This is a genomic window from Dokdonia sp. MED134 (assembly GCF_000152925.2).
Taxonomy (GTDB): Bacteria; Bacteroidota; Bacteroidia; order Flavobacteriales; family Flavobacteriaceae; genus Dokdonia.
The window spans coordinates 611,747-638,396 of the sequence record NZ_CP009301.1; the positions used below are offsets into that span (position 1 = coordinate 611,747).

The 26,650-nt window shown below is 38.2% G+C and carries 22 protein-coding genes; 13 read left to right on the forward strand and 9 right to left on the reverse strand.

The window, feature by feature from the left end; translation table 11 throughout:
• Positions 1–73: 73 nt before the first annotated feature.
• The gene (locus MED134_RS02670) at positions 74–718 is read right to left on the reverse strand and encodes an SDR family oxidoreductase (protein WP_021778914.1); all 645 of its coding nucleotides are present in this window, start codon (positions 716–718) and stop codon (positions 74–76) included.
• A 251-nt stretch (positions 719–969) separates the two neighbouring features.
• Here MED134_RS02670 and MED134_RS02675 point away from each other — a divergent pair, with 251 nt between their 5' ends.
• From MED134_RS02675 to MED134_RS02700, 6 genes are all read left to right on the forward strand, one after another.
• Complete coding sequence (locus MED134_RS02675) at positions 970–1,920, forward strand: isopenicillin N synthase family dioxygenase (protein ID WP_021778913.1); 951 nt, start codon at positions 970–972, stop codon at positions 1,918–1,920.
• Between the two features lie 2 nt (positions 1,921–1,922).
• Positions 1,923–2,255 carry a translation initiation factor gene (locus tag MED134_RS02680; RefSeq protein ID WP_021778912.1) on the forward strand — a complete coding sequence of 111 codons (333 nt, stop codon included), beginning with the start codon at positions 1,923–1,925 and terminating at the stop codon, positions 2,253–2,255.
• A gap of 33 nt (positions 2,256–2,288) precedes the next feature.
• Positions 2,289–3,218, forward strand: coding sequence for a hypothetical protein (locus MED134_RS02685; protein ID WP_021778911.1), 930 nt, complete (start codon positions 2,289–2,291; stop codon positions 3,216–3,218).
• 1 nt (position 3,219) lies between these two features.
• A complete protein-coding gene (locus MED134_RS02690; RefSeq protein ID WP_038600828.1) occupies positions 3,220–4,095 on the forward strand; it encodes a nucleoside phosphorylase in 876 nt (291 codons plus the stop codon).
• A 96-nt stretch (positions 4,096–4,191) separates the two neighbouring features.
• Positions 4,192–6,246, forward strand: a complete 2,055-nt coding sequence (ppk1, locus tag MED134_RS02695) for a polyphosphate kinase 1 (RefSeq protein WP_021778909.1) — start codon at positions 4,192–4,194, stop codon at positions 6,244–6,246.
• A gap of 3 nt (positions 6,247–6,249) precedes the next feature.
• On the forward strand, positions 6,250–7,101 hold the full coding sequence (locus MED134_RS02700) for a substrate-binding domain-containing protein (RefSeq protein ID WP_021778908.1): 852 nt from the start codon (positions 6,250–6,252) through the stop codon (positions 7,099–7,101).
• 258 nt (positions 7,102–7,359) lie between these two features.
• Here MED134_RS02700 and MED134_RS02705 read toward each other — a convergent pair whose 3' ends face one another.
• Positions 7,360–8,025, reverse strand: a complete 666-nt coding sequence (locus tag MED134_RS02705) for a uracil-DNA glycosylase (RefSeq protein WP_038596959.1) — start codon at positions 8,023–8,025, stop codon at positions 7,360–7,362.
• A gap of 118 nt (positions 8,026–8,143) precedes the next feature.
• Between MED134_RS02705 and MED134_RS02710 the strand changes: the two genes are divergently transcribed.
• The 4 genes from MED134_RS02710 (at position 8,144) to MED134_RS02725 (ending at position 13,663) form a co-directional block, all read left to right on the forward strand.
• The gene (locus MED134_RS02710; protein ID WP_021778905.1) at positions 8,144–10,324 is read left to right on the forward strand and encodes an endonuclease MutS2; all 2,181 of its coding nucleotides are present in this window, start codon (positions 8,144–8,146) and stop codon (positions 10,322–10,324) included.
• A gap of 12 nt (positions 10,325–10,336) precedes the next feature.
• Positions 10,337–10,747 carry a thiol-disulfide oxidoreductase DCC family protein gene (locus MED134_RS02715; protein WP_021778904.1) on the forward strand — a complete coding sequence of 137 codons (411 nt, stop codon included), beginning with the start codon at positions 10,337–10,339 and terminating at the stop codon, positions 10,745–10,747.
• 96 nt (positions 10,748–10,843) lie between these two features.
• Positions 10,844–12,856 carry a mucoidy inhibitor MuiA family protein gene (locus tag MED134_RS02720; protein ID WP_021778903.1) on the forward strand — a complete coding sequence of 671 codons (2,013 nt, stop codon included), beginning with the start codon at positions 10,844–10,846 and terminating at the stop codon, positions 12,854–12,856.
• Between the two features lie 249 nt (positions 12,857–13,105).
• Complete coding sequence (locus MED134_RS02725) at positions 13,106–13,663, forward strand: hypothetical protein (RefSeq protein ID WP_021778902.1); 558 nt, start codon at positions 13,106–13,108, stop codon at positions 13,661–13,663.
• Between the two features lie 99 nt (positions 13,664–13,762).
• Here the strand turns inward: MED134_RS02725 and MED134_RS02730 are convergent, their stop codons facing one another.
• The 4 genes from MED134_RS02730 to hisS form a co-directional block, all read right to left on the reverse strand.
• Positions 13,763–15,247, reverse strand: coding sequence for a polysaccharide biosynthesis C-terminal domain-containing protein (locus tag MED134_RS02730; protein WP_021778901.1), 1,485 nt, complete (start codon positions 15,245–15,247; stop codon positions 13,763–13,765).
• 15 nt (positions 15,248–15,262) lie between these two features.
• A complete protein-coding gene (locus tag MED134_RS02735; RefSeq protein ID WP_021778900.1) occupies positions 15,263–16,540 on the reverse strand; it encodes a tpr/glycosyl transferase in 1,278 nt (425 codons plus the stop codon).
• Entirely contained in the window at positions 16,540–18,966 is a 2,427-nt protein-coding gene (locus MED134_RS02740) for a YfhO family protein (RefSeq protein ID WP_021778899.1), read from the reverse strand. The genes MED134_RS02735 and MED134_RS02740 overlap by 1 nt, the downstream gene beginning before the upstream one ends.
• 65 nt (positions 18,967–19,031) lie before the next feature.
• Entirely contained in the window at positions 19,032–20,414 is a 1,383-nt protein-coding gene (hisS, locus tag MED134_RS02745) for a histidine--tRNA ligase (RefSeq protein WP_021778898.1), read from the reverse strand.
• A 291-nt stretch (positions 20,415–20,705) separates the two neighbouring features.
• On the opposite strand from hisS, the gene MED134_RS02750 reads away from it, so the two are divergent.
• A complete protein-coding gene (locus MED134_RS02750) occupies positions 20,706–21,941 on the forward strand; it encodes an ABC transporter permease (RefSeq protein WP_021778897.1) in 1,236 nt (411 codons plus the stop codon).
• 85 nt (positions 21,942–22,026) lie between these two features.
• Positions 22,027–23,460: a sodium:solute symporter gene (locus MED134_RS02755; RefSeq protein WP_021778896.1), complete on the forward strand. Its 1,434-nt coding sequence runs from the start codon at positions 22,027–22,029 to the stop codon at positions 23,458–23,460.
• A gap of 45 nt (positions 23,461–23,505) precedes the next feature.
• Here the strand turns inward: MED134_RS02755 and MED134_RS02760 are convergent, their stop codons facing one another.
• The 3 genes from MED134_RS02760 to MED134_RS02770 all read right to left on the reverse strand — a co-directional run bounded on the left by MED134_RS02760 (position 23,506) and on the right by MED134_RS02770 (position 25,626).
• Positions 23,506–23,889 (reverse strand): CoA-binding protein, encoded by a 384-nt coding sequence (locus MED134_RS02760; protein WP_021778895.1) that lies wholly within the window; start codon positions 23,887–23,889, stop codon positions 23,506–23,508.
• Positions 23,890–24,282: 393 nt separating this feature from the next.
• A complete protein-coding gene (locus tag MED134_RS02765) occupies positions 24,283–24,903 on the reverse strand; it encodes a trimeric intracellular cation channel family protein (protein ID WP_021778894.1) in 621 nt (206 codons plus the stop codon).
• Complete coding sequence (locus MED134_RS02770; protein WP_021778893.1) at positions 24,904–25,626, reverse strand: RDD family protein; 723 nt, start codon at positions 25,624–25,626, stop codon at positions 24,904–24,906.
• Between the two features lie 35 nt (positions 25,627–25,661).
• Between MED134_RS02770 and MED134_RS02775 the strand changes: the two genes are divergently transcribed.
• Entirely contained in the window at positions 25,662–26,645 is a 984-nt protein-coding gene (locus MED134_RS02775) for a stage II sporulation protein M (protein WP_021778892.1), read from the forward strand.
• The last annotated feature ends 5 nt before the right edge of the window (positions 26,646–26,650 follow it).

Consider the following 26,650-nt stretch of genomic DNA (forward strand, 5'->3'; position numbering starts at 1 on the left):
CTAGTAGCTCATATGTAGTACATACGAGCTACTAGCTTCTCATAAAATTTGTAAATAATTTAAAAAGCAGTGATTATGCCTCCTCTACTGCTACTTTATTTAAGGCGTCTGCTATGAGCGTATCTCCTTTTATAATTTCAAAAGTCTCTCTATTTGCTACATCATCATTAAGAGAGCGTACCAGCGTTTGAGCTACATCATTACGACTTATCTCTCCGTGTTTTCCTAGCTTTTCTTGTAGCTCAATTTTATTTGTGAGCTCATCATTTGTTAAGCTTCCTGGGCGCACTATTGTGTAATTAATACCGCTTTCTTTAAGGTATACATCTGCATTATGTTTCGCTTTGAGATACTCTTGTAAGTCTTCTGCCTGCTCTGGATTATCTGCACCCATAGAGCTTAGCATTACAAACTTCTTGATGTTATTCTGTTTTGAAGCATCTATCATCTTCTTTGCTCCTTCTTGGTCTACAGCAACTACTTTTTTACCACCAGATCCGGCTGCAAAAAGTACTTTATCATAAGGCTGGTTAAATACTGGAGTCACATCTTCCTCAAGATCTCCCATTACGGTTGCTATACCCTTTGATGCAAAGAAAGATTTTTGCTCCTCCTTACGCACCATTGCTATAGGCGTGAAGTATTGTGATTCATTTAAAAGGTTTACTATTTTTTTTCCTGTGGTACCGTGGGCACCTGCTACTAATATCTTTTCCATAACCTCAAGATAGAAAGATACTGACGGCAAACCATAGATTACTAATCGGTTTAACTTCGATTTAGTATGAAAGTATCATTTTGAGAATCAATTACTAATGAAATTAACATAAAGCAAGTGTTAATGTGTTGCAATACGCTTTCGCGAAAGCGCACAAAAAGTTACTAACAATTTGAGCCTCCAAAATGTGAAAAACGCTGTTAAGCCCCTAAAAATGCTTACCTTCGTCACACAACAGTAAAGATTACAAGATGAATAATATACCAAGTGTAAACCTTGCAGATTTTTTGAGCGATGATCCTGCAACTAAGGATAAGTTTGTTCAAGAAATAGGTAAGGCATATGAAGAAATAGGATTTGTATCCCTTAAGAACCATTTTCTAGATGATGAGCTTGTAGATGATTTATATAAGAATGTAAAGGACTTTTTTGCACTTCCAGAGGCTACAAAAAAGAAGTATGAAATAGAAGGTGGCGGTGGCCAGCGCGGTTATATTTCTTTTGGAAAAGAACACGCAAAAGGTAAGAAAGAAGGTGACTTAAAAGAGTTTTGGCATTTTGGACAAGAGGCAGATGATGATGCAAATCTTATCGAGGAGTATCCAGAAAATGTGATTGTAAACGAGGTTCCAGCGTTTAATGAAAAAGGTATGGAAGCATACCGTATGCTAGAAAAAACAGGAATCTATGTATTACGTGCACTAGCACTTTATGTAGGTCTTGATGAGTTTTATTTTGACCACTGGGCAAGAAACGGAAACAGCATCTTAAGACCTATACACTACCCTCCTATTACAGAAGAGCCTAAAGGTGCCGTACGTGCAGGTGCTCACGGTGATATAAACCTCATAACCTTACTTATGGGAGCCTCTGCCGGAGGATTACAAGTACTACGTAAAGATGGCGAGTGGATAGATGCCATACCTAATGAAGATGAGCTTGTAATAAACGTAGGTGATATGCTAGAGCGTCATACTAATAATAAATTACGTTCTACTATACACCGTGTGGTAAACCCTCCAAAAGAGCAATGGGGAACGGCTCGCTACAGTATTCCTTTCTTTATGCACCCTAGGTCAGATATGAAACTTAACTGTCTTGACGAGTGTGTAGATGAAAACCATCCAAAGGCTTTTGAAGATATTACAGCGGGTGACTTTTTACATCAGCGTCTTGTAGAAATAGGGTTGATTAAAGAATAAGTATGGACTTAAGTGATCAATTAAAGAATCTTTTTCCGGATCACACTCCGGAAATAGATGTTACAGAAAATCTTGACATAGAAGATACACTCTGGATACAAGATGATCCTCTCATTTGTAAATACGAGAAACGTAAAGGAAAACCCATCACGATTATAGAAGGGTATACCGGCGCTACCTTAGACTTTAAAATTCTTGCAAAAGAGATTAAAGTTTTACTAGGTGTAGGTGGTAGTTTTAAAAATGAAAGTATCATCATACAAGGTGATTATAGAGATCGTATTATGTCTTTTCTAAAAGATAAAGGTTTTAAAACTAAACGTGTAGGCGGATAAGCTTACTTCTTCCTCTTAAGATACATCATCCCTATGTCAAAGCTTTTACACGTTACAAACGGCGATAGCCTTAATGATAGATTACTTGCCCTTAAGGTAAAAGGTGATTATGCGGTATGGCGAGAGATGCTGTGTGAAGGTAAGACAGTGGCAAACCTAGCCAGTGAGGAGTTTAGAGCGGCACGTATATCTTTTTTTAAATCAAATTACCCGGAGCACGCTGGATCTTATGATGATAAATTTGGGAGTCAGCTAGCTATTATTGCAGACGCCCATTTATATGAAGAAGTCGTCTTATGGTTTGAATATGATCTCTTTTGTCATATTAATATGCTTGCCTGTATAAGTTTTTTACGTGCTATAAATTACAAAGGTATTGTCTCACTTGTGTGTAGCGGGCGTGTAAGTGGTGAAAAAGAGCTTAAAGGCCTCTCGCAATTATCTGACCAGCAACTACTGGCTCATTATAAAGACAAGACAACGCTTACAAACCACGATATCTTTCTCGCAGATGATTTATGGAGACTATATTGTGGTAATGACCACTTAAAACTTAAACCACAGCGTGCAAAAGACGCTAGCTTTATCTATTTATCTAACTGTATAAGTGCGCACAAAGAGCGTTTTCCGCACGTGCAGAGTGGACTTAACACACTGGAAACAAATATGCTTAGACTCATACGCAAATATGAAATAAAAACAGAAAAACAACTATGTGGTTATATGCTCAATTACCAAGGTTACTATGGGTATGGAGATATACAACTATTTAAAATGATAACTAGAATGCGACCATTTTTCATCCTCGAGAATGATGTACTTACTCTCACAGAAGAGTCTAATAACATTCTGGATACGGGTAAAAATGTATTTCAAAAAATCGCTTATTCTTGCAACCTAGGTGGTGTATCAAAGTATGATTACACCTATGATGAAAATAACCACCAGCTTACAAAATTATAATATGGCCATAGCCTCTTCAGAACTTATACTTAACCCAGACGGGAGTATCTATCATCTTAATATTAAACCGCAAGATATTGCTACAACAATTATCACCGTAGGTGATCCAGATCGTGTAGATACGGTTACAAAATACTTTGATAGTGTACGATTTACAACACAAAAACGTGAGTTTAAAACAAGCACAGGAACTTATAAAGGAAAAGAGATTACCGTCATATCAACCGGTATAGGTACAGATAATATTGACATTGTCCTTAATGAACTAGATGCCCTTGTAAATATAGATCTAGAGACTAGAGCTGTAAAAGATACGCACACAACACTTGATATTATACGCATTGGGACCAGTGGGGCTATACAAAAAGACATCCCTGTAGACTCATTTTTAATAAGTCGCTACGCTATGGGACTTGATGCGCTTTTACATTTTTATGATAGTAAGCACATACAACATCCTGAGATGCAAGAGGCTTTTATGAAACATATGAACTGGGCTCCAGAAAAGAGTGCTCCTTACATAGTGTCTTGTGATGAAACGCTAGCAGCAAAATTTAATGAGCCAGATTTTTACCAAGGTTTTACTGCTACAAACATAGGTTTTTATGCGCCTCAAGGTAGAATGCTTAGACTTAAAACGAGCGACGTTGAGATGAATGATAAATTGGGTTCTTTTAGCTTTCGCGAAAGCGGACTCAACCTGCGCGTTACAAATCTAGAAATGGAAACTTCTGGCATCTATGGGCTCGCAAAATTATTAGGGCATAGAGCAATTTCTTTAAACTGTATCCTCGCAAATAGAGTAAACAAAACCTTTAGCACAACACCTACAGAGCAAACAGAAAAACTTATACAAGAAGTTTTAGAAAGGCTTTAAAACTCATAAAACAAAGAGGTAATGGTTCCGTTTATCATTTAACAGATAATTAAAACTGTAGGGAGTACGCTTTTGTACATTTGAGAAAAACTCCCTATGATTAAACTAGACGAGACTAATTTTAAGCATCGCGATATAAACTGGCTAGCTTTTAATGAGCGCGTATTACAAGAGGCAGAAGATGTAGAAAATAATCCGCTTTATGAGCGTATAAAGTTTCTTGCCATATACTCTACAAATCTCGATGAGTTTTTTCGTGTGCGCGTGTCACAGCTGCGTCAACTTAAAAGAGTTAAAAAGAAGATACGTAAAGAACTCTCACTAAGGCCTAATAAGATTGTTAAGGAGATAAAGAAAACTGTACATACTCAGCAGGAGCGTTTTGGCAAGGTCTTTAGACTACATATTATACCAGAGCTTAAGGCAAATGGTATACATCTTCTTACCTCAAAATTATATACAGAAAAGCACGATGCTATTATTGATACTTACTATGAAGAAAAATTAAAATCTCTTCTAGAAGTAACTGTAGTAAATGTAAAACAAGGTGATATCTTCTTGCAGGATCAAGCGCTATATTTTTATGTGCTATTTAAGGATACTCAAAAGGTAGGATTTGTAAATATTCCCTCAGATAAAATAAATCGTTTTCTAGAGCTATATGAAGAAAATGGAGCGCATTATCTCACGTTTATAGATGATATCATTCATCATAAAATGCAAGATATTTTTCCTGCCGAAACTATTAGAGGAATTTATGAGGTTAAAATATCAAGAGATGCAGAGTTATATCTGGATGATGAGGTAGATGGTATACTTGCAGAGCGTATTTATGAATCTTTAAAACGAAGACACCAAGGACAACCTACGCGGCTACTCTATGACGCGTCTATGGACAAGGAAGATGCAAAACGCTTAAGAAAATTACTCAATGTAGGTAAGGTAGATATGATGCCAGGAGGTCGTTATCATAACTTTAATGATTTTTTTAGTTTTCCCGATCCGACAGATAACCCAAAACTTCATTATCAAGAACAACCCTCCATACCACACAGCACGCTAGCCCATACAGACGATTATTTTACAGCATTAAAAGAGCGCGATCATCTGGTGCATTTTCCTTTTATGTCTTTTAACTATGTTGAGCGCTTTATAGAACAAGCCTCTATAGACCCCACAGTTACCGAAATTAAAATATCGCTTTATCGTGTTGCAAATGAGTCACCACTTACAACTGCGCTACTTAAGGCTTTAGATAACGATAAGAAGGTATTTATTTTTATAGAAGCCAAAGCACGCTTTGACGAGGAGAACAATATAAAATGGGGAGGAAAATTTGAAGAAAAAGGCGCTGTCGTTATTTACAGTTACCCAAGAATAAAAGTACATTCTAAAATTTTACTCGTAAAGCGCAAAGAAGAAGGTAAAAACAGAAGATACATCTACATAGGTACAGGTAATTTTAATGCAAAAACCTCAAAAATTTATGCAGATCACGGTTTATTCTCTGCAGATAAAAAGTTAAGTAAAGAACTCGATAGAGTATTTAAAGTGCTACAGGGAGACCTCATTGTACCGCGCAACAAACACTTACTAGTAAGTCCTTTTACCACGCGTCGCACTTTTGAAAAACTTATATATGATGAGATAGAATATGCTCAAGCAGGACAAAAGGCAGAAATTAAAATAAAAATCAACAGCCTCGAGGATAAAGAAATGATTAAGTTGCTGTATAAAGCTAGTCAAGCCGGAGTAAAAATACGTATGCTGGTACGAGGTTTTAGCTCTCTTGTACCTGGTATAAAAGGGCTTAGTAACAATATTTATATGACTTCTATACTAGATAGATACTTAGAGCACGGTCGCATCTATTATTTTTATCACGGTGGTGAGGAGCAAGTGTATATGGGAAGTGCCGACCTTATGACGCGTAACTTAGATAGACGTATAGAAGTACTTGTACCTATCACACAGCCTGACTGTAAAAAGGAATTACTAGATATATTAACCCTACAACTTGAAGATACGGTTAAAGCCCGCATACAAGATGCTGTGGCTTCAAATACATATGTGAGACAGCAGGATGAAAATAAAACAGCTATTAGGTCACAATATGCTATTTTTGACTACTTAAAGAATAAGCATACCTAATATATGATTAAAATACGCATAGGTGGAGTACCAGAACACTTTAACCTCCCTTGGCATCTTGCTATAGAGGATGGAATGTTTGCTCATCACGGCATAGATCTAGAGTGGATAATGTTTCCAGAAGGAACTGGAGCAATGAACAAGGCACTGCGCAATAAAGAGATTGATCTTGCTGTTATCCTCACGGGAGGAATAATAAAAGACATAGCAAATGGCAATCCATCAAAAATATTGCAAGTCTACGTATCATCTCCTTTACAATGGGGAGTACACGTAGGTGCAAAAAGTGAATTTACATCTATAGAAGAACTTGAGAACGCAACCTGTGCCATAAGCCGTTTTGGGTCTGGCTCTCACGTAATGGCACACGTACAAGCAGAACAGCGCGGCTGGGATACTAGTGCTCTTAAGTTTAATGTGATTAACACATTAGACGGGGCTATAGAAGCACTCACTGAAGGTACTGCAGACTATTTTATGTGGGAACATTTTACAACAAAACCCATTGTAGATAATGGAGTCTTTAGACGTCTTGGTGACTTTCCTACTCCTTGGAGTTGTTTTGTAATTGCGGGTAGAGAGTCGTTTATAGAGGAACATAAGGCATCAATAGAGATTGTGCTAGATTTAATTAATACCGTTACAGCAGATTTTAAGAAAATACCATCTATAGACCGTACCCTAGCAAATAGATACGAGCAACAACTAGAAGACATACAGCAATGGCTCTCTATGACCACTTGGTCTCAAAAACAGATTACAGACGAAGAATTAACACGTGTACAGTCTAAAATATTTGATCTAAAAATGATTGAAAATCAGATAGATATAAAAAAATTTAAGATTAATTTATAATTTTTTTGATTTTATACGCAACCATTCCTATTTCTTTGCATCTATAGCACAACAACCAACCTTCAATACCCTAGATGACGACGTTTTTTATTGTTATAGGAATTCTAGTCGCTGTAAATTTTTTACTGCTGCAATTTTCTTGCAACAAGGGGTTAGAAGTAGAGACTGAGGAAGAAGAGTAAGCTAATTATATATTAAGTTAAGAACGGCGCTGAAAGCTAATTCAAATTTTCGGCGTCGTTTTTTTTATGTCTTGTTTTACCAGTTTATTGGTGCTTCTCCTTTACTCAATAAAATCTCATTTACCTTACTAAAATGCTTGTTACCAAACCAGTACCCTCTGTTTGCGCTTAGTGGTGATGGATGCCCAGAGAGTAGGATAAAATGTTTTGACGCATCTATCTTTCTACCTTTCTTTTTGGCAAATCCTCCCCAGAGTAAGAAAATAATGTTTTCACGCTTTCGCGAAAGCGTATCTATCACCACATCTGTAAACTGCTCCCAGCCTTGTTTTTGATGAGATCCTGCCTCGCCTGCTCTTACTGTAAGCGTTGCATTGAGAAGTAAAACTCCTTGTGCTGCCCATCTATCTAGATTACCAGATACTGGTGCAGGTAGCCCCATATCTGTCTCTAGCTCCTTAAAAATATTTTTAAGTGATGGAGGATGCGCTACACCATCTTGCACAGAAAAGCAAAGTCCGTTAGCCTGTCCTGCTCCGTGGTAAGGATCTTGGCCTATAATCACGACTTTTACCTTATCAAAAGGGCAATGATCAAAGGCAGAAAAAATCTCCCCAGCCGGCGGATAGCACTTGTGGGTAGCATACTCCTCCTTTACAAATGTGGTAAGCGATTTAAAATAAGGCTTCTCAAATTCGGTAGTGAGTTCTTGCTTCCAGCTGTCTTCTATATTTACGTGCATAATCCGTATTTTTGTATAAGAGTTTGTCATTGCTATTAGACAACTCAAAGCTAGAGAAAAAAGAAATAATTACAGAGCCGTTGTGGTTCTATTACGCTTTCGCGAAAGCGAGATCCCTATGATAAAAATCAATAAAAAGACACTTCAAGACTTAGAATTTGATATTGTTTGTGAACAGGTTTCTGAGCGTTGTACGACAGAAAAAGGTAAAGCAAAAGCGCTCACCATAGAGCCCTACCCTACACCTAAGCAAGCGCTTTTTGGCCTTCATCAGACTAATGAGTATCTGTCTTCTAGAACGGCGGATAGTGCAATACCTAATCACGGCTTTGATAGTCTTGACCACGAGTTAAAATACCTAGCCATAGAAGATAGTACCCTCGAGAAGGGGAGTTTTAAAAAACTATCTAGCATCTCTGAAACGGTAAATATCCACCTCAAGTTTTTTAAAAAGTTTGAAGAACTCTACCCTACGCTTTATAATACTGTAAGGGAAACGGAGTATACCACAGCGATTATAGATGCTGTCACAAGAATAATAGATAAGTATGGTGAGGTGCGCGATGATGCAACACCTACCCTAGGCACTTTACGCCGAGCGATTAACCAAACTAAAGGTCGTATAAACTCAAGCTTCTCTAGCGCACTAGGGCAGTATGCTGGTTATGGCTATCTAGATGATATACGCGAGACAATAGTAGATAATGTGCGTGTACTTGCTGTAACTGCGATGCATAGACGCAAGGTAAAAGGTTCTATTATGGGTAGCTCAAAGACGGGGAGCATCACTTATATACAACCAGAAGCTACGCTACAGGCGCAGCGCGAACTCAACAATCTTATTTTTGAGGAAGATGAGGAGGTAAAACGTATTCTTAAAGAACTTACTAATGCGATGCGTCCTTTCATTCCGCTATTTGAGGAGTATCAAGAACTACTGAGTGACATAGATGTAATTGCCGCAAAAATGAAGTATGCCGAAAAGTTGAATGGCTTACTTCCTAAAATCACTACAGATAGGGAACTTACCATAAAAGATGCCTATCACCCGCTACTTCTTCTTAATAACAATGCAAAAAATGAGAAGACGTATCCGCAAGACATACACCTAGATCAAGAGAGTCGCATTATTGTGATTTCTGGACCTAATGCCGGCGGTAAGAGTATCACTTTAAAAACCGTAGGGCTGCTGCAAGTAATGCTACAAAGTGGTATGCTTATACCGGTACACGAGTATTCTAGAATGTGCCTGTTTAATAAGATTCTTACAGATATAGGTGATAACCAGAGTATAGAAAATCACTTAAGTACCTACAGCTACCGCCTTAAGAATATGAACTACTTCCTTAAGAAGTGTGATAAAAACACGCTTATTCTTATAGATGAGTTTGGTACAGGGTCAGATCCTGAGCTGGGTGGTGCGCTGGCAGAGACGTTTCTTGAGGTCTTTCACGAGCGTGAGGCCTTTGGTATTATCACGACGCACTATGCAAATCTCAAGATGATGGCAAACGAGACGCCAGAGATTGTAAATGCAAATATGCTTTTTGACGCACGCACGCTGGAGCCACTTTTTAAACTACATATGGGAGAAGCGGGAAGCTCCTTTACCTTTGAGGTAGCACAAAAAAATGGCATCCCCTACTCGCTTATAAACCGTTCTAAGAAAAAGGTAGAGCGTGGCAAAATACGTTTTGACAAGAGTATCGCAAACCTACAAAAGGAGCGCAGCAAACTTTCAAAAACTACAAGTTCGCTTAAAGCGAAAGAGCAACAAGCCGCAAAAGAAAAAGCCCAACTCGCCGAAATAAACGAGAAAGTACAAAGCAAACTAGAGGCTTACCAAGAACTGTATGACAGTAACCAGCGCTTGATTTACTTAGGTACAAAGCTAGATGGCATAAGCAAGAAATTCTATCACGATAAGAAAAAACGCGAACTCGTAGCCGAGTTTATGAAAATCGTACAGATAGAAAATAGTAAGCGTAAAAAACAAAGTGCCAAACAAGCCAAGGCAGAAAAAGCCAAAGCAATCGCCACAAAAAAAGAAGCCGAAAAGCACGTAAAAGTCATACGTGAGAAAAAGAAAGAGGCTAAGAAAAAAGAACCAGAGGTTGTAAAACCAAAGGTGATTTTAAGAGAAGGAGATCGCGTGCGTATGTTTGATGGTAAGGCTGTGGGAGTGATAGATAGTATAGAAAAAGGCAAAGCCACCGTAGATTACGGGATGTTTACCACAAATGTTTCTCTAGAACAACTAGAGCTCGTACAACGCAAAAAGAGGAATGCTAAGTATTAGCCTATCATTAATATGACTAAAAAAATCATCCTTTTTGACGGAGTTTGCAATTTGTGCAACGGGGCCATCACCTTTATCATACAGCGTGATAAGAAGGATCTATTTAGATATGCTCCATTGCAAAGCGAGATAGGAAAAGAACTTGCAGCAAAACATCATATAGATCTTGATAAGGTAGACTCTATCATTTTAGTGACTGAAGATAAAGCCTATGCAAAATCTACGGCGGCGCTTCGCATTGCAAAGCAACTATCTGCTGGCTGGCCTTTGCTTGCAGTGTTTCTAATTCTTCCGAGATTCTTGCGTGATGCGGTTTATGATTTTATTGCCCGTAATCGCTATAAATGGTTTGGCAAAAAAGAAGCCTGTATGATCCCTACTCCAGAACTTAAGAGTAAGTTTTTGGACACTACACCTATGTAGTGTTATGTTTACTCAACCATAAGGGCACTTCCCTCAATGGCTATTTCAGTCGGTATGAGTTACTCATAGATTTGAGCAACTTTAAAAACCAAACCGATGAAAAAACTAACACTTCTCGCCTCGCTACTGCTACTTGTAAATTATGCTTTCGCGAAAGCGTACTCAATCCCACCAAGACCTACTCCATCTAAAATATCTAAGGTAACTGTTTATTTAAGCGGCGCTCAGGTAGAAAGATCATCACAGGTAACCATTGCACCCGGTACTACGAGTATATTATTTGACAATCTTTCTAATGATGTTAACGAAAATAGTATCCAAATATCTGGTTTGGACAACGCATCTATTTTGTCAATAAACTTTGGTATTAATTACCTAACAGAGAAGCGCAACTCTGCTCAGATAGACAGCCTTAATACTTTAAAAACAAGTTTAGAAGTCAAAATACTTAAACTTAATAGTAAAATGAGCGGATTATCTAAGGAGGAAGAAGTTATCTCAGCAAATCAGCGCTTAGGAGGTACTAGTAAGGAGTTAGACATTTCTAAAGTAAAGGAGCTTTCTACCTATTACAGAACGCGTGTTACAGAAATTAAAAATGCGATTGTAGATGCTCAATTGGAAAAATCTAAAATACAGAAACACATCAGAGATATAGAAAAGCAATTTACAGAGCTAAATGTCACAGAAGAGAAAAGTAAAGGACAGATAACCTTAAAATTATCTAGTGAAGAAGCCACAACTCTTAATCTAATACTCAAATACAATGTACGTGAAGCGGGCTGGTATCCAGAATATGATATTAAGGCAACAGGTACAGACGCTCCGCTAGATGTTTCTTACAAAGCTCATTTGTATCAAAAAACAAGTGAAGATTGGGACAACGTGCAACTTGTGCTGTCTACTGGAGACCCCAATACGAATAACATAAAACCAACAGTTGATACAAAGTATTTACGCTTTGTAAATCGTAATTATCGCAACAACAGCACAACGACGAGAGCTTATAACTATAAATACAACCCAAACATCAAAACGATCTCGGGAATAGTCACTGAAGATAATGGACCATTACCTGGCGCAAATGTAATAGTGAAAGGGACAACAAACGGAACACAAACTGACTTTGATGGAAAGTATACAATTCAAGTAAATGATGGAGAAACGCTATTATTTTCTTTTGTAGGTTTTAAAACTAAAGAGATTCCAATTCACGCAAGTATGATAAATGCAAATCTAGAAGCAGATAATGCACTTGACGAAGTTGTACTTACTGGCTATGGAATTAAAAGAGAAAAAAGAGCATTAGGATATGCAGTAAGTGAAGTAACAACCAAAGAATTAAACAGCAGAGAAGAAGGAGATGTCGCTAGAGTTTTATCTGGAAAAGCCTCAGGCGTACAAATAACGAGAGGAAATGGAGCATTTGGATCATCTAATAATATTATAATTCGAGGTCTAAGTAGTATTCCAACGGCAACAGGCGATATAAAAACAGAAGGAATCACTAATACAAAATTTGAAATTAACAAACCATACTCCATAAACTCAGATGGTGACGTAACTGTAATCGAGATAGATAGCTTTATGATTCCGGCAAGTTATGAATACTACGTAGCACCAGCGATAAATGAAAATGTTTTTCTAACTGCTTCCATTAAAGATTGGATTAACTATAGCTTATTACCAGGTGAGGCAAATGTCTATTTTGAGGGTAGTTTTTCTGGAAAGACATATCTCAATCCCTTAGAAACCACAGAAAAGCTTTCCATATCATTAGGTATTGATCCAAATTTGATTGTAAAACGTAGGGAACTAGATAATTTTAAGTCTAGATCTTTAATAGGCTCGCAACGTATTATCAACAAAGAATATGAAGTAGTTGTAAAAAATAATAAATCAAAACCTATCACTGTAAAAGTAGTAGATCGTGTTCCTATATCACAAAACAAAGAAATCAAGGTAGGAAAAATTATTACAGGAGATGCTTTATACGATGAGGATACTGGTATTCTTGAGTGGACACTTACGCTCTCTCCTGCTTCATCTAATAGCAAACAATTTTCTTATGAACTGAAGTATCCAAAATATAAAAAAGTAAATCTATAACTAAGGTTGAGGTTTGGTTGAGGAAAAGCGTTATTTATATCATTAAATAGCGCTTTTCTGATTATAAAAGTTTTGAAATAGCATTTTTTTAATTTCTAAAATTTATACCGAATACATTTTCGCGAAAGCGTAAACACCTATAAACACTGCACGTAACAAGGTTTTTCTATTTCTGGCACGCTGATTGCAAACTAACTAGCAAGCGTACACCGAAAGACGGTAACGTATCAACCCTAATACTTTTATATTATGAAAAAGCTATTAATCGCAGTATTGTTTCTAGGAGGAATGACTGCACAAGCAAACACAGTGACAGATCTCGATCACACTACAGAAAGAGGGCCACGTTACAATGTACCACAGTCTATCACATTTACTGAGCGAGGTATCACCTTTGAGGTATATACAAATGGACAATTTGATTTTACACAACGTGGTAATAGATATCAAACTCGCACACAAGGGCGCAGAGGTTTTAATCAAGGTACGCCAGGACACGCTTATGGTGTAACATATCCTTACAGAAATAACACTTTTGTAAAGTATAACTGTCAAGGTGAAATTTATAAAGTAGGTCGCAATCTCATAGATTACAACCGTCGTGGTAAAGTAAGACAGATAGGTTCTGTTGCCTTGAGATATAATAATGGTCGTCTAGATCGTGTAGGAGATATGAAGGTAATTTATAATAGAAGAGGTCACATTGTAGATCTAGTAGATTATAACTACCGTACACACAGAGCACAGCGTGCAAACGGAAGAAATATAAAGATTAAGAAGAATAAAAAAATACGTGTACGAGGATAAATGTTCATTCTCAAATACTAACGATAACTTTGGTTGGTTTGTTAAAGCCTCGATTTACAATTGTAAATCGGGGTTTTTCTATGTTATTAAGTAAAATTTCTATCTTTTAAACACAGTACGGAGCAAGCTATCAATCGCGTTATTAATATCTAAAGAAAGTTTAAGCTTATATGAAAGTATGAGGTATATACTTCCTAACATAGTGCCTTTTACAACAATTGCCACTAGTGGATTAAAAGAAAAATCCCAAAAGTAAAACCCACAAAACAAGGTAGCGATCACTCCAAAGGTTAATAACGACTTTTTAGAAAATGGTTGCATTTTAAATTTGGCCTGTACCACAAGTAATTTGGCAAGCGAGTAGCCTACCGTTGCGATAAGCGTTGCCACTCCTGCGCCATTTATCCCCAGAGTGGGAATCAACACCATATTTAAAATTACTGCTACCATTACCGCCACAACTCCTATTGCCAGTACAATGCGATAATAATCACTATTAAATACAATAGCATTATTTATACCCAGACAGTTATCTAAAAGTTTTGAAGCACTTATACAAAGCACTACATAAAGTGCCGTCGCATAGGTTGGACCTACAATGAGATAAAGGCTTTTAATGTTGCAGCATATCAGTAAAAATAACAAGCCAGAAATCACTAATAAACTCAGGCTACTTTTCTTGTAAAGTATGCGCATTTCCTCCCACTGTTTATTATTGAGCATACCAGCCACCATCGGGTATGTAATCTGGTGCATTGCCCTCGCAGGCACACCTATTACCGTTGCGATGTAGATAGCAACTGCATAGTAAGCTACATTTTCTATCGCCACATATTTACCTATCATAAACTTGTCTATATCGATAAGTAAGGTCGCCACAGAACCCGCAATAATGATAAGCGTGGAGTACTTTATAATAGCGGTGCGTTGTCTATCAAGTTTTGAGGGATTACGCTTTCGCGAAAGCGTAAAAACAGGCTTTCGTTGTCCAAAGGCATAGAGCAGCATCACAATCATTCTTACTACATAAATGGCAACCGTAAGCACTAGAAAAGTATCCACATTTATGATAGAAAAAGCCAGTAACAGAAGAAGTAAGGTCACGCCCAAACGATGAAAAACCTCCTTTAAAAAATTACCAAACGTACTTTTGAGCTGCACCTTAGACCAAGAGAAAAATATCTCAAAATAAGCCGACGACAAGGCGATAATGAAGATATACCACACGTAGCCAGCAACAATCTCATTTTTTGACGAAAGGAAATCTGCAATTTGTTGATGTAAGAAATACGTGATTCCAGTAATGGGTAAAATTAAAAATAGTGGCAAAACCAGCATCCAACTTAAAAACCGATCTTGATCTTCTCCCTCAAAAGATGAGTAAAACTTGACTATCGTATTTTGAACCCCAAAAGCCAGAAAAGGTACTAAAATAAACGCCGTAGAAAGAATAAAGCTTACTAAGCCATAATAGGTGTCACTCATAAAATTCACGTACAAAAACAGTGTGTTTACGGCACCTAAACCAAAACCTAAGTAGGTCGTGATAAGATTCTGAAAAGATTGTTTTAATACGATTCCCACAGTTTTCTTTTATAGTTACGCTATTAAATTACTCAGTTGTGCTGTGAGTTCTCTCCTATGATATTTGGCTACTTCGGTTGTATTACTTGCATACTTGTAGTCACCAGTAAATAACGCTTCAATTACTGATTTCAACTTTATTTCCTGACTGTAATCTACAAAACTACCTGTTGCTGTTTTTTCTATAATAGCTCCTATGTCTGCATCCTTTGGACCTATAGCGACTATTGGTCGCTGTGCGCTTAGGTATTCAAAAAGTTTTCCGGCTATGATGCCTTTAGTCTTTTCGGCGTTAATTTCTATGAGGAGCAAGGCATTTGCCTGTTCTTGTAATCGCTGTGCTTCTTGGTGACTTACATAACCTACAAGGTTCAATTGTGACTCTAGACCTGCTGCCGTTATTGCGTCAATGATTTCTTGACTTACTTTCCCTACAAGCTGTATTTCTAACGCTTTAGAAAAGGCTGGCAACTCATCACATAATTCTCTCAACACCTTCCACAACAACTGCGGATTACGGTCTGAGAGTAAAGAACCTATGTGAGATAATACAAACCGCTCTGTAGGTTGATGCGGAGTAATTACTCTATCATCAAACCCATTTGTGATAACGGTAATAGGTTTTTCGGTAATTGCTTGAAATTCTATTTTTGTTCCTGGGCTGGTTACAATGATATGATCTGCAGTGGTGAGTACTTGCTTTTCTAACTGCTTGTGACGCGCTTTTGTTTTGGCGGTCATTCGGAGTTTATCGTGATACCCAATAGTCGTCCACGGATCTCTAAAATCGGCTAGCCAACTTAGGTTGGGTTTCCAGCTTTTGAGTTGGTTGCCTATGAGATGTAGACTGTGCGGTGGTCCTGTAGTGATGATTTTTTCAATATCGTTTTCATCGACGTACTTTTTCAAGTACTCCACAGAAGGTGCTACCCACCCTACTCTAGCGTCTGGCACAAAGAAATTACCACGTACGTAGAGCATCGCTTTTTGTAACAAACTTTGCTTTCCCTCCTTAGGTAAAATGCCCGATGAAATGGTTTTAGTTTGCTTTCGCGAAAGCGTACTCGCCCACCCATACGGCTCTTTAATAGGTTGTTTAATCACAGTCACCTTATCTGAAACCTCAGCAACCAAAGAATCATCTACGATAGGATAACTAGGATTTTCTGGAACGTAAACAATAGGTTCTATCCCAAATTCTGGCAGGAACTTTGTAAACTTGAGCCATCGCTGCACACCAGGACCACCAGCGGGCGGCCAATAATATGCGATGATGAGTACCTTGTTATTCATTAAGCCTGTGCTTCTGTATCACGGTTTTTTACCGTGTAGAATATTCCTCCGGCAACTAGTAAGAAAAGTAATAGACTACTACCCAGCATAATCATCCCTCCGGTTTTTACCACTTGTGGCTCAAAAGTCATTACTACTTCGTGAGCACCTGCAGGCACTTTAATACCTCTCAAGGCATAGTTTACTGGTAAAATGGTAGTTTCTACACCATCAACGGTTGCAATCCATCCATTTTTGTAATAGTTCTCTGCAAAGACCATAAAGCCATCGCTACCATTTTCTACTTGGTACACCAGTTTGTTAGGCTGTACCTCTTTAGTTTTCACTACCGCCGTACTATCACGCTGCGGCTGGAAGTTTCCTAGTTCCTCACGATATTCTTCACGGATGAGTACTGTATTTTTTGTGTCTACTTTTGTGAGCCCCTCAAACTCTGCATTATAATCTGGTACGTACTGTATTTCATTTACAAACCAAGCTGGGCCGTTTGCTTCTGGGTTTTTGCTTATCCCCATACCCTGCTCGCTGTCTTGAAGGATGTATTTTACATTGTACATATTAAGCACCTCAGCATTACCCTGAGCAATCTGCTGATTGTATAAATCATCAATCGTACGCGGTTGTACAGCAGAATATCCGTTAAGCGAATTGAAATAGTACGAAGTATGGCTATTATTAAATCCTCGAGCAAGATCAATCACGCGGAAATAGCTATCATCCTTAAGCATCTCCTCATCTGCTGGAGTAATCTGGAAGTTTTGATCATACTGTCGCTGGGTGATGAAGTTTTCTTCATTTACAGAACGTCTATCTACACCTACAAGGTCAAAAACTATGAGCGCGCCTATGGTGATTATGGCGATATTTTCTGAAATCTTTTTCTTGAGCGTTAACCACAAAGCGGTTCCTATAAAAAGCACAAATAGTAAAGACCTCAACACATCACTTTTTAATACAGCGAGGCGATCTTCTTTTATGGCATTTAATATTTCTGGTTGCTCGATGGCCATCTGTCCTTCGGCGGCAGAGCGTAGGTTAAATAAGCTTCCGCTAAAAAGGTAGAGTATCACAAAAAGACCTGCTAGTGAACCTATAGCGATGAGCAACTTCTTTTGCTTTTCGGCTTGGTCTACTCGGTCGTTTAAAAATCTGTGTAAACCTACCATTGCAGCGATAGGTAACAGTAATTCTAAAATCACCTGTATACTCGTAACCGCTCTAAATTTATTGTATAATGGCACGTAGTCGATAAAGAAACGTGTAATCCCTTCTACGTTCTTTCCCCAACTCAGTACTAAAGAAACAATCATACCTGCTAATAACCACCAGCGCAATCTTCCATTTACTAGAAACAGTCCTAATAATGCAAGTGCAAAAACTGTTACTCCAAGGTATGGAGGAGCTTCTACAAAGGGCTGTTCTCCCCAGTACAATCTCGTTCCTTGCGCATAGTAACTTACTTCATTAGGAGGAACTCCTAATTCGCTTAGCTTTTTCGCGAAAGCGGAATCACGACCCAAATCGGCAGCGGTACCGGTTCCCATAAAATCTGATGCAATGAGATTGAGAGACTCTAGCTTTCCATAACTCCACTGCGTGATATAATCAAAACCAAGACCGTCTTCTACGGCGTCTTTGGCAAGGTCATCTTTTAATAATTGCTCACCACGTATACTTGTCTCTGCATACTCTGCAGTAGCAAGTAAGGTCGTTGCGTTTGTAGCTAGACCTAATAGTACGGCAATGACTAATATTCCCGAAGCTTTAAAGAAATGTGGAAGTTGTTTTTTCTTGATAGCATCTACGAGGTATGCAATCCCTAAAATCACACAAAGCAACCCTAGATAATAGGTCATCTGGTAGTGATTAGCCTGTATTTCTAGCCCCATTGCAACAGCAGTGAGTAAAAATCCCCAGAGATATCTTTTTTGATACGTAAGTATAATACCCGCAAGTACGAGCGGAAAATAACCTATGGCGTGCACCTTTGAGTTATGCCCAACGCCTATGATGATAATAAGATAAGTAGAAAGGCCAAAGGCAAGCGCACCAACTACAGCAAGCTTCCAAGGGACGCGCATCACTAGCATTAATGCATAAAAGGAAATAAAATATAGAAAAAGATAATCTGCTGGGCGTGGTAAAAAGCGAATCACACGGTCCAACTTATCCATCATATCATACTCAAACCTCGCTCCCATCTGGTAGGTAGGCATCCCTCCAAAGGCACTATTAGTCCAGTAGGTCTCCTCACCCGTCTCTGCTCTAAAGTCACGATGTTGCTTTGCCATCCCTTCATAGAGCTTGATATCATTTTGATAAATGCGCTTTCCAGATAACACCGGATTGAAGTAAACCAGCGCCACGACTATAAAGCCAAGTACAACTAGAATATGCGGAAGGAGTTTTTTAAAATCGATGTTCATAGGTGTTAAGTCAATAGTCGTTAGTCACAGAGCTTTCCGTTCTTGAAGGGTGGCTCGGTTTAATTTTATTTCAAAGCTGCTACTAGCTCATCTATGTTTACAGTCTCTTGTGAGCCTTCTGCCATATTTTTGAGCGTGTATTGTTTTGCATCCATCTCTTCTTTTCCTGCAAGTACCAAGAACGGAATATTGCGACGGTTTGCGTAGGTCATTTGCTTTTTCATCTGCTTATTGCTCGTCACGGCATCTGGATATAACTCGGCTGAGATTCCTGCTTGGCGTAGCTTGCTTATCGCTTGCATTGCATAACCCGCTTCTTGATCTCCAAAGTTTACAAAAAACACTTTTATACCTTCTGTCGCCTCTTCTGGAAACAAGCCTAGCTCTTCTATCACAAGGTAAATACGATCTAGACCAAAAGAGATCCCTACACCACTCATATCTTTAAGTCCAAAAATACCTGTAAGATCTGCATAGCGACCACCGCCACCTATACTTCCCATCTTTACGCCCTCTGGAGCACTTACTTCAAAAATAGCTCCCGTGTAATAATTAAGTCCGCGGGCTAGGGTTACGTCTAGTTGTAATGTTGCGGTTTGTAAACCTAAATTTTCTATAGCATCATTAATAAATAGCAGTTCGTTAATTCCTTCCATTCCCGTCTCAGAATCTGCAAGCAAGGTTTTAAGTGTTGCTAGCTGATCACCAAAAGATCCAGATAGTGTAAACAACGGTGCTACCTTCTCTATCGCCTCTTGGGTAATGCCTTTGGCAAGCATTTCTTTAGTCACACCTTCTTCTCCTATTTTGTCAAGCTTATCTAGCGCTACGGTAAAATCTATGAGTTTATCACTTGCGCCTATCACCTCTGCAATACCAGAAAGTACCTTGCGGTTGTTCATTTTTATAGTAACTCCTTCTAGCTTTAATGCGCTAAAAACAGCATCGTATAACTGTACAAACTCTACTTCTTGCCATAAAGAATCACTACCAACCACATCTGCATCACACTGATAGAACTCGCGGAAACGTCCCTTCTGTGGGCGGTCTGCTCTCCATACGGGTTGCATCTGGAAACGCTTGAATGGGAATACAATATCATTTTGATGTTGTACTACGTATCTCGCAAAAGGTACCGTAAGATCGTAACGAAGTGCTTTTTCTGAGATTTGTGGTGTGAGTGCTGTTGAGTCCGCTTTCGCGAAAGCGTCATCCTTCACCTTACGTAAATAGTCACCACTATTAAGAATCTTAAATATCAAGCGATCACCTTCTTCTCCGTACTTACCCATCAAGGTGCTGCTGTTTTCAAAACTAGGCGTCTCAATAGGCTGAAAACCAAAACGCTGAAACTGTGTGCGTATGGTGTTCATAATATAGCTGCGCTTAGCAACTTCTTCTGGTGAAAAATCTCTGGTTCCTTTAGGTATAGAAGGTTTTGTACTCATATGTTACAGTCGTATTCTTTAAGGTACTTCCTATCAAAATTATTAAAAGGAAAGACTACCTGTGTTCTTTTTATGCTTTCGCGAAAGCGTATATCTCTTTTTTATAATGTGATTTACCACAAAATTTGCGGTTGTGGCATTTTTAAAATGCACTCGCAAATATCTTAAAAATTGAAGCCACGAGAGAATTATTTGAAAAGTTTGGTAACTTTTTGACGAGTTAATAGTCTTATCGTACATTGTGTACAGAGACAATTGTGTTTCTGAAATGCTTAATTCATACTTGAACCTATGTTTTCACTATTTCGCGAGAATTTAAGAATCGCCTTTGACAGTATTAAAAGTCAGCTGTTGCGTACTATTTTAACTGTATTTATCATTGCCATAGGTATCACGGCATTGGTAGGGATTTTAAGTCTTGTAAAGGCGCTTGAAAATACGATAAGCTCAGACTTTGCAAGTATGGGAAGTAACACCTTTAATGTGCAACGCTATGAGTTTACCTCACGTCGCTCTGATGAAAAACAGGTTATTAACCCCGTCATTGGTTATCGCCAGGTAAAAGAATTTACAGAACAATACAATTACCCTACCGCCCGTACGGCTATCTCTTTTCAAGGAACACGAACTGCAGAAGTGAAGTATGAAAATGAAAAGACAGATCCAGAAGCAAGTGTAGTAGGTGTAAATGAAAACTTCTTAAACAACTCCGGCCTCAAGCTAGAAAAGGGAAGAAACTTCACCTCTTTTGACATAAATAACAATACACGTGTTTGTGTACTAGGAAGTGACTTTTATAAAAATATATTTAAGGATGATAACCCCATAGGGAAAACCATAAGTATACGTGGTACCAAGTTTAACGTAATAGGAATGCTTGAAGAAAAGGGAGCCACCTTTGGTAACAATCAAGACTTGCGAGTTCTCATACCGATACAAGTAGCGAGAACAATGTTTACACAACCTAACATAAACTATAACGTGAGTGTAATGGTAGAAGACGCCGAACTTCTAGACAGCGCCGAAGAAGAAGCGATAATTACCTTTAGAAACATACGTGGTCTCTCACCTATAGAAGAAAATAATTTTGGTATAGGGCGTAGCGACGACCTCATAAATCAAATAGGTGAGATTACAGGAGTTCTAAGTGTTGCCGCCTGGGTTATAAGTATTATTACAATCTTTGGGTCTTGTATTGCACTTATGAATATAATGCTTGTCTCTGTTACAGAACGTACACGAGAGATAGGCGTACGTAAGGCCCTTGGTGCTAAAAAATCTACCATTGCAGCACAATTCTTATACGAGGCAATCATCGTAGGGCAGCTAGGAGGTCTCACAGGGATTGTACTTGGTATAAGTATAGGAGCGCTCATAGCATCTGTGGCAGATTTTGTGTTTACTACGCCCTGGGGAGCTATTATTGCAGCGACTATTATCACCTTTGTTATTGCAATTATCTCAGGATTATTTCCAGCTATAAAAGCGGCAAAACTTGACCCCGTAGAGTCTTTACGTTACGAGTAAGAGAAGTCCTGTATAGAGAAATCTTAACTGCACAATCTGCAATCATTTATCAAAAGAGTATATTCGTATTCTTAATTTAATTGATATGCAGCCCTTACATATATTACTTCTTATTGCTGGTTACTTTGGTGTGCTTATGCTCATAAGCTACTTAACAAGCAAGGGAGATTCTAACACAGATTTTTTTAAAGCAGGCAAGAAATCTCCTTGGTATCTTGTTGCTTTTGGGATGATAGGAGCTTCACTATCTGGAGTAACCTTTATATCTGTCCCTGGATGGATTGAGGCATCAAGCTTCAGCTATTTTCAAGTCGTCCTTGGTTATACTGTGGGTTATGCTGTTATAGGCCTTGTACTACTCCCACTCTACTATAAATTGAACCTTACTTCTATCTATACCTATCTAGAAGGAAGATTTGGCACCTATTCTTATAAGACGGGAGCATCTTTCTTTTTACTAAGCAGGATTATAGGTGCGAGTTTTAGATTGTACCTAGTTGCAAACGTATTACAGCTACTCGTTTTTGATGAGATGGGAGTACCATTTTTTGTAACAGTAACTCTTACAATCATCCTTATCTGGCTATACACCTTTAAAGCTGGTATAAAAACTATTGTGTGGACAGATACCTTACAAACCCTCTTTATGCTTATCGCGGTGGGTGTGGCTATCTATTTTGTGAGCGACGAGATGGGTCTCAATGCAGGGGCGGCTTTAGATCTCATTTCTAATAGCGATATGAGTCAGATTTTCTTTTTTGACGACTGGAAAAGTGGTGACTTCTTTGTAAAGCAATTTTTATCTGGAGCCTTTATATCTATTGTAATGACAGGGCTAGATCAAGATATGATGCAAAAAAACCTTACTTGTCGTAATCTAGGTGATGCTCAAAAAAATATGTTCTGGTTTACCATCGTGCTCACCATTGTAAATCTTGTATTCTTAGCACTAGGATTATTACTCACTGTATATGCATCACAAAACGGTATAGACGCACATAAAGATGAACTCTTCCCTACCATTGCTGTAAATAGCGGCTTAGGTATTGGGCTGGCTATTGTTTTCTTATTGGGATTAATCGCTGCTGCATACTCAAGTGCAGATAGTGCCCTTACATCACTTACCACTTCTTTTAGTATAGACATACTAGACATCGAAAAAAAATACGATGCCGTAAAGCAAGTAGCAGTGCGCAAACGCATCCACATTGTAATGTCGCTTGTACTTATAGCCGTGATCATCATATTTAAATACGTAATTGCAGATGCTACAGTAATCGCAAAACTATTTACGTTTGCTGGATATACCTATGGACCTCTCTTAGGCCTTTATGCTTACGGACTCTTTACAAAATGGAATGTAAAAGACAAGTTTGTCCCAGTAGTTGCCATTGCATCGCCTATTCTTGCATACATCATAAGTACACTTTCGGCAGGAGTGGGGTTTGAATTTGGGTTCTTTATATTAATCTTAAACGGTGCATTGACCTTTTTTGGATTATTATTAATAAGAAAGTAGTTTATTACGCTTTCGCGAAAGCGTACTTATAAAACCTAGAAAATTTTAATACTGATCTGTCCCCAGTAAAACAAGTGTACACGCAACATCAACTTCTATATTGTGCTCTTGTAATTTTTTATAAAGAACGGGGTTTTCTGTTCCTGGGTTAAAGATCACACGCTTAGGAGCCAGGTTAATTATGAAGTCGTAATAAGCCTCTTGCCGCTGCGGATTAAGGTAAAGTGTGATGGTATCTAAATCTTCTTTGAGCTCCTCAACTGTCTCTATGGCTTGGTCAAAAGTGATGATGCCTATATCACCTACCTTTCCTCCTCTTAATCCAACGGCAATCACGGGGTGATTTTGTGCATTAAGACGGATGATTGCTCTATGTGAATATCGTTGAGGTTTTAAGGATGCCCCGATAACCATTGTGGTTTTTAACATAAGGTAAAGTTAAAAAATTATTACGGTGTAACAGACCGCTATTTTAAACGTCTCTATTATAAGTTAACTTACTTGTTAGGTACGTTTTTAATTCGTTTTGATGGTTAGTGTTAATTTTAGATGCTACCTAACAAAAAATCCCGAGATATCGAGTCTCGGGATTTTGTTGTTTACGACCTAATCTACTGATACTACGGTTAAATAATTGTTAATTGCCCTAATCAAATGAAACATTGAGCACCTTTTTACGTCTTATAAGTAAGTAATAGTCTCAACTGAATACTCAAATCAGGATTTTAAATTATTTGAATTAGCCTTTATAATATTTTAAACCTATTTTCTAAAGAGTCTATTAGGTTTCTTAAGGTCTCTGCTCACGCAGAGACCTTTTGTTTATTTGGAATAATCTTTATTATATACACTAGGTAAGCTCCACTCCTTTACTACTGCCAGCGTTCTTACAATAATGATAATACAACCTGCAACGAGCATCGCTATAGATTGCGGCAGGCCAGCTGTGGAAGAGGCTAGATATACGCTTCCTCCTAGTATACACACCGTGGCATATATCTCTTTATGAAATATTATAGGGATCTCATTGCATAGTATATCTCTAAGCACACCTCCAAAACACGCCGAGATTGTACCAAGCACCACACAAACTACAGGGTGTAAACCTGCAGCCGTAGCAATCTGAACTCCAGCAATGGTATACAAGGCAATACCTATAGTGTCAAACAAGAATAGAGATCTCCTCACGTATTTTAAATAGCTTCTAAAAATAATTGCCACTAGTGTTGCTCCAAAAATCACGTAAACAAAGGTCATATTAAGCATCCAGCTTACGGGTGTCTTGCCTATGAGAATATCTCGCAGTGTACCACCACCTACTGAGGTAACCAGTGCGATGATTAATATCCCAAAGACGTCAAGCTTTTTACGCATAGCGGTAAGTGCTCCAGATATGGCAAACGAGACCGTACCTAGTATGTCTATAATTGTGGTAATTTCCATTTACTGCTGTGTGTAATAATTATAGTCTGCAAGCACGCGCTCTACAAAAGCTACATTAGTCTCTTCTGGAGTGACATCCATTTTTTCTTTAAGTCTGTCTGCTAGTTTTATGATCACGTTGTGATTTCCATTGCGCTTAGCATCTTTAAAGAGCGTTTTAATAAGTTGTACGTCCTTATCGTTAAAAACGGTAACCTGAGGATAGGTAGGTATATAGTTTTCTGGTATGTCTACAATAAGACTATCAGATAGACGTGCTCGTTTCTTTTCTGTAATGACTGTTGTACCTGCTGCCATATCACCTAGTCTTTGCCCTTTCTCACTCATAAGGATACTTACTACAGCAATTCCTCCAGAAGAGCCAGCTATATCTATAATACGCATAAGCCATCTTACAAAGTAACTCCCAAAACCTGGTTTTGAGCCGTCTAGTTTTACTACTCTTATTTTCATCACAGCCTTACCCGGTGTTTTACCATCCCAAAAGGTCTCAAAAAGTATGTAGTATAAGAATATAGGTAGTCCTAATACAAGGTAGTATGCCCAGATATCACCCATTGCTTGAGAGTCTAACCCAAACTGAGCTATGATAAAAATGGAAACAACCCAGTAAGCAATAATTATGAGCAAATCGACAATGTATGCTAGTATACGATCTCCTATGCTTGCAACATTCTGATAAATGCTCACATTTTGAGCGGTTTCTATTTGAAAGTTATCCATATATTCTTTTTCTTTACCTGTATAATTAAGGGTATATGCGTGAGGCTGCTTTTGTTAAGCAAAATAAGGATAAATGGTTAACATTTGAAAGTGTTCTGGTAAACAAAGACCAGATTCACCCAGATGAGCTATCTAGCCTGTATATGGAAGTTACAGACCACTTAAGTTATGCACAAACGTTTTACCCTCATAGTAAGACTTTAGAGTATCTCAATCACCTTGCTTCACAATCACACCAGATTATTTATAAAACAAAGCGCGAGTCAAGTAAGCGCTTTATTACCTTCTTTACAGAAGAGTTTCCGCTTGTAATGTATCAATACCAGCGACAGCTACTCATTGCGTTTTTAGTCTTTCTACTATTTAGCATTATAGGGGCTTATAGCGCTGCCAGTGATGGTGCCTTTGTAAGAAGTATTATGGGTGATAGCTATGTAAATATGACCCTAGATAATATAGAGAAAGGGGACCCTATGGGCGTTTATAAGAAGCAGGGAGAAATAAATATGTTTTTAGGTATTACCATAAATAATATCAAGGTAGCCCTATTTGCTTTTATCTATGGAATATTCTTTACGGTAGGTTCACTATATATAATAATGCGCAATGCCGTAATGTTAGGTAGTTTTCAGTATTTCTTTTTTGAGCAAGGCGTGGGCTGGGAGTCTGTGCGTACTATATGGATTCACGGTACTATAGAGATTTCTGTGATTATAATTGCGGGATGTGCAGGTATGGTACTAGGTAACTCTATCCTCTTTCCTAAAACCTATACACGCCTAGAATCTTTTAAGAGAGGAATGAAAAACGGGCTTAAGATTGTAGTGAGCACCATACCACTTTTTGTTATTGCAGGTTTTCTAGAAGGGTTTGTAACGCGACACACAGAGATGCCAGACTGGCTAGCAATTACTATTATAAGTTGCTCACTTGCCTTAATCATATTCTATTACGTCTATTACCCTATAAAAAAACATAAAGAAGAGAAAGCTCGCCTAGCTGCGCTTCCCACATTATAAAAATT

Excerpts from the sequence above, each read along its gene's own strand:
- MED134_RS02740 (WP_021778899.1), bottom strand. The coding sequence starts at position 18,966 with ATGAACATCGATTTTAAAAAACTCCTTCCGCATATTCTAGTTGTACTT.
- MED134_RS02700 (WP_021778908.1), top strand. The coding sequence starts at position 6,250 with ATGATTAAAATACGCATAGGTGGAGTACCAGAACACTTTAACCTCCCT.
- MED134_RS02680 (WP_021778912.1), top strand. The coding sequence starts at position 1,923 with ATGGACTTAAGTGATCAATTAAAGAATCTTTTTCCGGATCACACTCCG.
- MED134_RS02755 (WP_021778896.1), top strand. The coding sequence starts at position 22,027 with ATGCAGCCCTTACATATATTACTTCTTATTGCTGGTTACTTTGGTGTG.
- MED134_RS02750 (WP_021778897.1), top strand. The coding sequence starts at position 20,706 with ATGTTTTCACTATTTCGCGAGAATTTAAGAATCGCCTTTGACAGTATT.
- MED134_RS02675 (WP_021778913.1), top strand. The coding sequence starts at position 970 with ATGAATAATATACCAAGTGTAAACCTTGCAGATTTTTTGAGCGATGAT.
- hisS (WP_021778898.1), bottom strand. The coding sequence starts at position 20,414 with ATGAGTACAAAACCTTCTATACCTAAAGGAACCAGAGATTTTTCACCA.
- MED134_RS02670 (WP_021778914.1), bottom strand. The coding sequence starts at position 718 with ATGGAAAAGATATTAGTAGCAGGTGCCCACGGTACCACAGGAAAAAAA.
- MED134_RS02725 (WP_021778902.1), top strand. The coding sequence starts at position 13,106 with ATGAAAAAGCTATTAATCGCAGTATTGTTTCTAGGAGGAATGACTGCA.
- MED134_RS02735 (WP_021778900.1), bottom strand. The coding sequence starts at position 16,540 with ATGAATAACAAGGTACTCATCATCGCATATTATTGGCCGCCCGCTGGT.
- MED134_RS02690 (WP_038600828.1), top strand. The coding sequence starts at position 3,220 with ATGGCCATAGCCTCTTCAGAACTTATACTTAACCCAGACGGGAGTATC.
- ppk1 (WP_021778909.1), top strand. The coding sequence starts at position 4,192 with ATGATTAAACTAGACGAGACTAATTTTAAGCATCGCGATATAAACTGG.
- MED134_RS02765 (WP_021778894.1), bottom strand. The coding sequence starts at position 24,903 with ATGGAAATTACCACAATTATAGACATACTAGGTACGGTCTCGTTTGCC.
- MED134_RS02705 (WP_038596959.1), bottom strand. The coding sequence starts at position 8,025 with ATGCACGTAAATATAGAAGACAGCTGGAAGCAAGAACTCACTACCGAA.
- MED134_RS02710 (WP_021778905.1), top strand. The coding sequence starts at position 8,144 with ATGATAAAAATCAATAAAAAGACACTTCAAGACTTAGAATTTGATATT.
- MED134_RS02775 (WP_021778892.1), top strand. The coding sequence starts at position 25,662 with ATGCGTGAGGCTGCTTTTGTTAAGCAAAATAAGGATAAATGGTTAACA.
- MED134_RS02720 (WP_021778903.1), top strand. The coding sequence starts at position 10,844 with ATGAAAAAACTAACACTTCTCGCCTCGCTACTGCTACTTGTAAATTAT.
- MED134_RS02760 (WP_021778895.1), bottom strand. The coding sequence starts at position 23,889 with ATGTTAAAAACCACAATGGTTATCGGGGCATCCTTAAAACCTCAACGA.
- MED134_RS02770 (WP_021778893.1), bottom strand. The coding sequence starts at position 25,626 with ATGGATAACTTTCAAATAGAAACCGCTCAAAATGTGAGCATTTATCAG.
- MED134_RS02715 (WP_021778904.1), top strand. The coding sequence starts at position 10,337 with ATGACTAAAAAAATCATCCTTTTTGACGGAGTTTGCAATTTGTGCAAC.
- MED134_RS02685 (WP_021778911.1), top strand. The coding sequence starts at position 2,289 with ATGTCAAAGCTTTTACACGTTACAAACGGCGATAGCCTTAATGATAGA.